This window comes from Mesorhizobium sp. M7A.F.Ca.MR.148.00.0.0 (assembly GCF_003997735.1).
Taxonomy (GTDB): Bacteria; Pseudomonadota; Alphaproteobacteria; order Rhizobiales; family Rhizobiaceae; genus Mesorhizobium.
Genome location: NZ_RZTB01000028.1, coordinates 1 through 8,396 on the forward strand (window position 1 = coordinate 1; position 8,396 = coordinate 8,396).

The 8,396-nt window shown below is 60.9% G+C and carries 7 protein-coding genes; 3 read left to right on the top strand and 4 right to left on the bottom strand.

Going from position 1 to position 8,396, the window contains the following annotated elements:
* Positions 1-172: 172 nt before the first annotated feature.
* The 3 genes from EOB49_RS13610 to EOB49_RS13620 form a co-directional block, all read right to left on the bottom strand.
* Positions 173-1,090 carry a carbohydrate ABC transporter permease gene (locus EOB49_RS13610; RefSeq protein WP_127321755.1) on the bottom strand — a complete coding sequence of 306 codons (918 nt, stop codon included), beginning with the start codon at positions 1,088-1,090 and terminating at the stop codon, positions 173-175.
* Positions 1,091-1,116: 26 nt separating this feature from the next.
* Positions 1,117-2,238 (bottom strand): sugar ABC transporter permease, encoded by a 1,122-nt coding sequence (locus EOB49_RS13615; RefSeq protein WP_127321754.1) that lies wholly within the window; start codon positions 2,236-2,238, stop codon positions 1,117-1,119.
* An 88-nt stretch (positions 2,239-2,326) separates the two neighbouring features.
* Positions 2,327-3,991: a sugar ABC transporter substrate-binding protein gene (locus EOB49_RS13620; protein ID WP_127381261.1), complete on the bottom strand. Its 1,665-nt coding sequence runs from the start codon at positions 3,989-3,991 to the stop codon at positions 2,327-2,329.
* Between the two features lie 287 nt (positions 3,992-4,278).
* On the opposite strand from EOB49_RS13620, the gene ugpC reads away from it, so the two are divergent.
* The 3 genes from ugpC to rbsK are packed head-to-tail and all read left to right on the top strand — an operon-like array spanning position 4,279 to position 6,760.
* Positions 4,279-5,337 (top strand): sn-glycerol-3-phosphate ABC transporter ATP-binding protein UgpC, encoded by a 1,059-nt coding sequence (gene ugpC, locus EOB49_RS13625; protein WP_127266589.1) that lies wholly within the window; start codon positions 4,279-4,281, stop codon positions 5,335-5,337.
* A gap of 21 nt (positions 5,338-5,358) precedes the next feature.
* Entirely contained in the window at positions 5,359-5,811 is a 453-nt protein-coding gene (locus EOB49_RS13630) for an RbsD/FucU family protein (RefSeq protein ID WP_127322987.1), read from the top strand.
* A gap of 4 nt (positions 5,812-5,815) precedes the next feature.
* Positions 5,816-6,760, top strand: coding sequence for a ribokinase (gene rbsK / locus EOB49_RS13635; RefSeq protein ID WP_127381262.1), 945 nt, complete (start codon positions 5,816-5,818; stop codon positions 6,758-6,760).
* 301 nt (positions 6,761-7,061) lie between these two features.
* Here rbsK and EOB49_RS13640 read toward each other — a convergent pair whose 3' ends face one another.
* The gene (locus EOB49_RS13640) at positions 7,062-7,688 is read right to left on the bottom strand and encodes a hypothetical protein (protein ID WP_127381263.1); all 627 of its coding nucleotides are present in this window, start codon (positions 7,686-7,688) and stop codon (positions 7,062-7,064) included.
* Positions 7,689-8,396: the final 708 nt, after the last annotated feature.

Here is an 8,396-nt window from a genome sequence, read left to right on the forward strand (position 1 = left end):
TCCTGAGCCTGCGAAGGGCCGGGCGTGGTTAGTCGGTCCACCCTGCCGGGTTCCCGCTGCTTCGCAGCGTCCCGGCGTTCGCCGGCCTTTCATCGTGCCACTGGCACGATGAATTCGCCTTCGGCGAACCGGCTGCTCACCCCACAGGGGGAGAAGGCAAGAGGGGGCCCTGCTACTTCACCGCTCCTGCGGTCATGCCCATGATCAGATAGCGCTCAAGCGCGATGCCGATCACCGCCAGCGGCGCGATGGCTGCCGTGGCGAGCGCCGCCATCGACCACCAGTTGATGCCTTGCGATCCGGTCTGGCTCGCCACCATGACCGGGATGGTCTTGGCGTCGGTCGAGGTCAAAAGGGCGGCGAAGAAATACTCGTTCCAGCACAGCACCATCGCCAGGATGAAGGCGGCGACCATGCCCGGCAGCGCGATCGGCATGACGATGCGGAAGAACGCCCCCCAGATCGACAGCCCGTCGACAAGGGCTGCTTCCTCGAGCTCGACCGGGATCGAGTTGAACTGGTCGCGCATGATCCAGATGACGATCGGCAGCACCATCAGCGTGTAAAGCAGGATCAGACCGACGCGCGTGTCGAGCAGGCCGACCTCGCGATAGAGCACCAGGAAGGGCAGCGCCAGCACCACCGGCGGCAGGATCAGCTGCGATAGGAAGAAGAACGAGATGTCCTCGTTCTTGAACCACGCGAAATGATAGCGATAGCGGGTGAGCCCATAGGCGGCGAGGCTGCCGATGACGATGGCCAGGCTCGACGCGCCGACCGAGGTGATCACCGAATTCATGAAGCGCTTGAGGAACTCCTCGCGCACCGTCGAGGTCTGGAAAATCGAGTCCGGCGACAGGCCGAGCGAGCGCCAGCCCTTCCAGTCCGGCTGGAAGTCGACGAACGGGATGAGATGGCCTTGCGTGACGTCGACCGCGGTCTTGAACGACGTTGTCACCGTCCAGTAGATCGGGAACAGGCAGATGAACGCCCAGAAGGCCAGCGCCCCATAGATGAAAACGCGGCTGGCGAGGAAGCTCGCCGGCGAGCGGATCTCCGAGGCGACATATTCGGTGGTCTGAACGCTCATCGGGCTCAATTCACCCCCATCTTGCTTTAATTGACATTGCGGACAAAACGGTTGGCGAATTTCAACAGCCACGTGACGAAGACGACGATGATCACCAGATATGCCATCGCCAGCATGGTTCCGTAGCCGACATTCGAGCGGTCGCGATATTCGCGATAGATGAAGCTCGACACGGAATCGGTGGCGCCGCCGGGGCCGCCGGATGTCACGGTGATGATGATGTCGGCAAGCTTCAACTTGAAGATGATGCGCAGGATCACCGCCGTCACCGACACCGGCAACATCAGCGGAAAAGTGACCTGCCAGAAGGTCTGCCACGCATTGGCGCCGTCGACGCGCGCGGCTTCGAGCACCTCGCGCGACATCGCCTGCAGCCCGGCCAGCAGCATGATCATCATGAACGGAATGAAGGTCCAGGCATCCAGTATCATGATCGATATGCGCGCGATGATCGGGTCGGAGAAGAAGGCGGGATTTTCCCAGCCGAGATGGCGCGCCAGCGTTGCTGCCGGTCCGAACCGGTATTCCATCAGCGACTTGCCGATCATCCACGACACCGCGACCGGGGACAGCATCAACGGCATCAGGAAGACGACGCGGAAGAATTTTCGCGCCCGGATCTGCGCGTTGAGCAGCAGCGCCAGGCCGAAGGCGATGACATATTCGACCGCCACCGCCAACACATAGAGCACCATGTTGAACAGCGCGTTGCGGTAGTAGGGATCGGCCAGCATCTGCCAGAAATTGTCGAGCCCGTTGAACTTGCGACCGCTGAACGAGCTGAGGTTCCAGTCGGTGAGGGCGATGTAGAAACCGAACAGCGTCGGGAAGATCACCATGGCGATGGTGAACAGCAGCGCCGGCAGCAGGAACAGGGCACGCTGGCCGTCCTCGCCGCGCGTCAGCACCTGGCCGATGCCGATCGCCACGCCCCACAGCACATAGGCATAGACGACGGGGCGCCAGGTCTCGAAGCCGATCGTATCGGTGCTGCCCTTGTAGAGGATCTCCAGCACGATCGTCGCCAGCAGGCCAAGCGTCGCAACGGCCATCAGCGCCCAGCCAAGGCGTTTGCGGCCTGGAGAGATCAGATCGGAAGGGCCGGCATCTGCCGGCCACTGGTTCGCGGTCGAAGTCTGGTCAGCCACAAATCTCGCCCGTTTGAAGGCTCTCGAAGAGCCGGAGCCGGTCTAAAGTGGTCCGGCGTTGCCGCCGGACCACGGTTCATAGGCCAGCCTACATGCCGAGCGAAGCTTTGTAGAGCTTGATCTGGTTGTCGCGGCCGATCTGATCGGTCAGCTTCTCCCAGGCCGCCGCGATGGCGTCGGCGCCTTCCTGCGCCTTCATCTTGCCGGCGAAAGTGTTGGCCAGGATGTCCTCGGCGGCGCTGTAGTATTGGAAGATGCCGGGGATGCGTGGCTCGATCGCCGCGTTCGGATGGTTGTAGCTGTCTGATTCCGACTTGAGGTAGGAGGTGATGAAGGCCTCGTCGTAGCCGGCCGCCACCCATTCGGGAATGTCGAAATGCGAGTTGCGGTAGGGCTGAAAGCCCGACGGATACATCGCCGTCCAGATCGACAGGTCCTTGCCGCCGAGATGGGCGGCGGCGGACCATGCCGCCTTCTTCTTCTTTTCGTCGGCATCGACGCGGGCCATCACATAGACGCCCCAGCCGAGATAGGCGCAGTTGGGCGCATAGTTCGGGCCGCTGGCGAGCTTGTCCCAGGCGCCGGTCTTCGCATTGTAGACATCGTCCGAGCCGGGCAGGATCGAGAAGCCGGTGACGTCGCCGACGACGGAAGAGTCGTTGGTCTTGACGTTGGAGCCGACGTCGCCCCACCAAGTGACCATCGAGCCGGTGCCGGCCAGGAACTGCTGGAAGGCGGTCGTGTTCGGATCGGCATTGATCTGGTCGGCGGGTTCGTACGGCAGCGCGTCGATGACGTCCTGGATGGCGCGCACCCAGGCCGGATTGTTGACGCGTGGCTTCATCGTGTCGGCGTCGAACAGCCAGGCCTTGTCGTCGGGGTGCTTGGCATAAGCGGTGGCGCGACTGCCGAGGAAATAGAAGCCGAAGCCGCCCCAGGGCTTTGGCGCGTCGAGATAGCCATAGACGTCCTGGTCCTTGAGCTTCTTGCCCTTGAGGAACTTGGTCACCGCCTGAACCTGCTGCCAGGTCTTCGGTACGCCCCATTCACCTTCGCCGCCGCCATCCTTCCAGGCCTTGGCGAGGTCGGCATCGGCGAACACGTCGGTGCGGTAGTTGAAGTTGTGCGCGTCGCCGTCGACGGTCACGCGGTATTGCTTGCCGTCCCAGGTGCCGACCGGCGGCTTCAGATAGCTGACGAGGTCGTCGAAATCGATCTGGGTCTTGACCCAGTCGGGCATTTCCGACGTCAGGCCCTTGCCGCAGACATCGCCTTCGAACGGCGCGCCCATTTCGATGATGTCGAAGTCGACGGTGCCGGTCGCGATCGACTGCTGCAGGCGGGCGTTGTAGTCGGCCTGCGCCAGGTCGATCCAGTTGATCTTGGCGCCGGTGTAGGTCTCCCATGGCTTCAGGAAGCCGCGGAACAGCACATTGTGCAGGTTCTGGTTGTTGAGACCCATGAAGGTCAACTCGACGCCGGCGAATTCGCCTTCCTTGACATTGGCCTTGGTCGCTTCGAGGCAGAGTTCACCGACCTTCTGGAAGTCGGCGTCCGTCGGCTGGCCTTTGCCGACGCCGGGGATCTGCAGGATTTTTGTGCGCAATTCGCTTGCCGCGGAAGCCGGGCGCGTCAAGGCGCCAAGTCCGGCGCTGGATGCGGCTGCGATCGCGGCCATGCTGGCCGCGCCCTTCAATATGTCGCGCCTTGTGGCGCCGGCTCGAACCAGTTTGTCGTAAAGACCCGTTCTCATCGCCTATTCCTCCCAGAACATCAGTGTGAATAAATCGGCCAACTGTCGGACGCCGGAGCGCCAACGATGCTCCCGTTTCGGAAACGAATTAGGCAGGACCCCACCCTGCGTCGATTGAATTTCCCTGCGGATCGGGTACCGACATTTTGACCAGCGCCAGCCACTATTCTCACAACCAAACGCCGTGTCAACGAGAACGGGTTTTTATCTCTAAGGGACCGACTTGCCCTGACAGGTCGCGTTGGTTAGCTTCTGCGCCTACGGCTAATGGAGCCGATGGGGGAGACATGGCGCAAGTCGCGATCAGCAAGGTGGCCAAGGCCTTTGGAACGGTCAAGGTTCTGCACGAAGTCAGCGTCGATATCGCAGACGGACAGTTCGTGGTGCTGGTTGGCCCTTCGGGTTGCGGTAAGTCCACATTGCTCAGGATGGTGGCTGGGTTGGAGACCGTCTCCGCCGGTACGATCGCCATCGGCGACCGCGTCGTCAATCATCTGCCGCCGGCCAAGCGCGACATCGCCATGGTGTTCCAGAACTATGCGCTCTATCCGCACAAAACGGTCGAGCAGAACATGGCCTTCGCGCTCAAGCTCAGGAAAACCGATCCGGCCCTGGTCGCCGAGCGGGTCAAGCGCGCCGCCGATATCCTCGACCTCAATCCCTATCTGAAGCGCTATCCCCGCCAGCTTTCCGGCGGCCAGCGACAGCGCGTGGCCATGGGCCGTGCCATCGTGCGCAATCCGCAGGTCTTCCTGTTCGACGAGCCGCTGTCCAATCTCGACGCCAAGCTGCGCGTGCAGATGCGCACCGAGATCAAGGAACTGCACCAGAGGCTGAAGACCACCACCATCTATGTCACCCACGACCAGATCGAGGCCATGACCATGGCCGACAAGATAGTCGTCATGCGCGACGGCCGCATCGAGCAGGTCGGCGCGCCGTTGGAGCTGTTCGACAGACCGGCCAACCTGTTTGTCGCCGGCTTCATCGGCTCGCCGTCGATGAACCTGCTCAAGGGCACCATGCGCAAAGGCGACAAGCCCGGTGTCGACATCGCGGGCACGCTGTTCCCGATCGCATCGGGCAACGCCGCACAGGACGGGCAAGCCGTCGTCTATGGCGTGCGACCGGAGCATCTCGAAATCCATCCCGATGGCGTGCCGGCGAAGATTTCGGTGGTCGAGCCGACCGGCTCGGAAACGCTGGTGTTCCTGCGCTTCGGCGAAGGCGAGATGGTGGCGCTGTTTCGCGAGCGTCACGACTTCAAGCCGGGCGATACGTTGAAGCTGAAGCCACGGCTCGACCAGATCCATCTTTTCGACGCAGAGACCGGCAAGCGTCTCTGATCCCAACTCACGAGGAATACCATGCTCAAAGGCATCAACCCGCTGCTCAATGCCGACGTGCTGCAGGCATTGCGGGCAATGGGGCATGGCGATGATCTGATCATCGCCGACACCAATTTTCCGTCCGATTCGGTGGCGCGCCAGACGGCGCTCGGCCGCGTGCTGCGCATCGATGCCTCGGCGGCGCAAGTGGTCAAGGCGGTGCTGTCGCTCTACCCACTGGATACATTCGTCGACGACTCGGCCGCGCGCATGGAAATCGTCGGCAAGCCCGACGAAATTCCGCCCGTACAAAGCGAAGTGCAGAAGGAGGTCGACAAGGCCGAGGGCAAGTCCTGGCCGATGATCGCGGTCGAGCGCTATGCCTTCTACGAGCGCGCCAAACAGGCCTATTGCGTCATCCAGACAGGTGAGCGCCGCTTCTACGGCTGCTTCGCCTTTCGCAAGGGCGTCGTGCCGCCGGATGCGCAGTAGCGGCATGGCTTCGGGCAAGCCGGTCGTCATGAAGCCTGTCGTCATATTGGGTGTGTTCGTCGCCGACACCGCCTACAGGGCGCAGCGGCAGCCGCGCATGGGCGAAACCATCCTCGGCACATCCTTCACGCTGGGGCCGGGCGGCAAGGGTTCTAACCAGGCGGTTGCCGCCGGCAAGCTCGGCGCCGACGTCACCTTCCTCACCCGTCTCGGCGTCGATCCCTTCGCCGACATGGCGAGGCAGACCTGGGCGCAGGCGGGCGTGAAAAATGCCGTCATCGATACGCCGGAAAGCTACACCGGTGCGGCCTACATCTTCGTCGAGGAGACCAGCGGCAACAACGCCATCATCGTCAGCCCCGGTGCTGCCATGCTGATCTCTCCAGCCGATATCGAAGCCAATGCTGCATTGATCAGCAATGCCGGCGTCTTTGTCACCCAACTCGAACAGCCGATCGAAGCAGCCATGCGGGCACTGGAGATCGCGCGTGGGGCAGGGGTGACGACGATCCTCAACCCGGCCCCCGCGGCAAAGCTTCCCGACCGCATCTACACGCTGTGCGACTATCTCACGCCCAACGAGACCGAGACGGAGGAACTGACCGGGATGAAGGTGTCCTCGGTCGACGAGGCGCGGCGCGCCGCGGACAGTCTGCTGAAAAAGGGGGTCGGCACGGTCATCGTCACGCTCGGCGACAAGGGCGCGCTTTTGCACTCGAAGGAGCGCTCCGACCATGTTCCAGCCGTCAGCGCCGGCCCGGTGGTCGAAACCACGGGGGCAGGCGATGCCTTCAATGGCGGGCTTGCCGCAGCACTGTCGAGGGGCGTGGAGCCGCTGCAAGCGGTGCGCTTCGCCTGCGCCGTCGCCGGTATCTCCGTGACGCGACCGGGGACTGCACCGTCGATGCCGACGTTGCAGGAGGTCGAGGCACTACTGGCGAGGGGATGATCTTGCAGGGCCAGGCGTAGGCAAGGGCTGAAAGGACCTGAGTGACCTCAGGTCTCTTGCAAGACAATATTTTTGACAATCAATGTCGACATTTCTCTGAAGCCAAGAGCTTGATACCCTTGAGAGAAATGGCGCGAGTGACGGGGCTCGAACCCGCGACCTCCGGCGTGACAGGCGGTGAAAACCCAAAGCAACAACGATAGGTTTCGACTCTCTCCGATATCGAATTCGTGGGGAAATGCACCAAAGTTGAAGATCAAGAACTTGCCCGGAAAGGAAGCCCGCCCGATTACAGCGACGTCTATGCGCTCCGCCCTAGAGGAGTGTCCTTCAAAATAGATGCAATCGGCTCGCGCAGAGGGCCCCACAAATTAACGACGAACGGCCGGATCGAACCGGAGATAAAGTACGCAACAACGAGCAATGGCAAAGCCGCAATCAGCCAGGCTGCGATCCAAACCATTGCGATAGGACTATTCCAATCCTCAATCTGTCCGACCAATTCCCGTACGCGCTTGGAGCGAGGGTCGTCCCAAATCACGCTCTTCTTAAGGCTGATGCCTTCACCTATCTCAACAGCTTTTCGGTGCATTCGATCAGCACTTAGTTCAACACTGTGGACCCGCTCATTGTAGCTCGACGCGGCTACCTTCCAGCCCTCATACACAGCGATGGCCAATGCGCCCAAGATTGCGAAGGGCACAAATGGGGTGGCGATCAGAAGGTGTATCGCGCGTGATCGGTCGATCTCATGACGCAGCCAGGCGCGATCTTCCTTATTCAGGTCGTCGCTAGCTAATTCCTCAACGAGCGAGAGTAGCTCGCGCCGGCGAGTTCTCAGATACAGAGCCGCCATCAGTTGGACGATCGCGCAAAGTGGCAGGATCATCAACAGCCAAAAAACCGGATCTCGCATCACGTCACTCATCGGGTTCACCAAGCTTGTCCTGAACCAACTTATCAAGCCGTGTCCGGTCTGCAGATAGGACTTCCGTCAGGAAATATCCAATGAAGTGTACCACCAAAAAGAAAGCTACTAAAGGGCGATGGTTCCCAAGCCATGTGCCCGAGGAAAGGTTGAAAACATAATCAACCGCCTGGATAAGCGCGATCTGAGCTATTAGGTGGACCAAGTAGGTCCATATAACCACTTCATAAGCCAATGGTGCAACTAGCCCCCCAATGCCTTTGCAACGCCCCGTTTGCATGCGATCTAAACATTTCAAGGTGGGGTGACAAGCGCGAGGTGGTTAAGATACCCCTTTGGCTTTTTTGGCTACTGGCCCGTCAGTTTGGGAAGCTAGCCCTTTCGACCGGATTCCAAGGGCTTCCGTGTAAGACTGGGAAAAATGCGCTCGTTGGAAATCAATGGTTCCGCATCGAATGTAAACCGTTTCCGGTCTCTACTTGGGCCATCGGCTTTCGCCACCCATCGAGTGTAAGCCAACTCAACCTCGAAAACTGCCTCTTCTCTGGACGCTGACGTACCCCGTGATGATCCGTTGAACCATGGCCACACCCCTATCGAAGGGCTGTGCATTTCCTTCATGATCCGGCCGCCATTGTCGCTTTGAAACACCGCTGAGAAATCATACGGCACGTCCCACCCGCGAGGGCAGAAGGCTGCTTGGCCAGG